This is a genomic window from Flavobacterium sp. ALD4 (genome assembly GCF_002836475.1).
Classification (GTDB): domain Bacteria; phylum Bacteroidota; class Bacteroidia; order Flavobacteriales; family Flavobacteriaceae; genus Flavobacterium.
Window position 1 is genome coordinate 1 of record NZ_PJBJ01000009.1, and the last position, 644, is coordinate 644.

Annotated in this window: 1 pseudogene; it reads right to left on the reverse strand. The window is 34.0% G+C overall.

Going from position 1 to position 644, the window contains the following annotated elements:
* A pseudogene (locus CXF59_RS00110) lies at positions 1 to 644 on the reverse strand (PD40 domain-containing protein); the annotation flags it as partial.

A 644-nucleotide genomic window follows, 5' to 3' on the forward strand; every position in this document is an offset into this window, starting at 1 on the left:
ATTTCGTTGTCGTCATTTACAAATGGAAATGTTTCTCTTCCTTCCGTATTGATTGGGCGACCTAAATTTACAGGGTTACCAAAAGTTCCGTCCTCATTTATTTGTACTTTAAATAAATCAGAAAGCCCTATAGTTCCGGGCATATCAGAAACGAAATACATTGTTTTTTCATCATTACTTAAAACAGGATGGGCCGTACTGTAATTATCACTGTCGAATGGAAGTTCAGTAATATTCACCCATTTTTCATCTTCTAAACTAGCTTTGTATATTTTTATTAAGGTATTGTCATTTCCGTCTTTTCCTTTTTTTCCGTCGAGATAGTTATTTCTTGTGAAATAGATAGTTTTTCCATCTTTAGTGAATACTGGAGTTGATTCGTTAAATTTAGAGTTTATTGACTTTTCAAACTTGGCAGGGCTACCCAAACTCATTTCTTCTCCAACATCTGCCAGATATAATTTTGTAAAGAATTGTCCAGTCCAAGTATGTTTTCTATGACCTAAGCTTCCAGTATCTCTTGCAGAGGCAAATACGATTTTATTGTTATAAATGGTAGTTCCATAATCTGAATAGGGAGAATTAATCCCTGCATTTTCCACTTTATACCTTCCAGAATTAGCCTTTATGGCATCCATATAGTT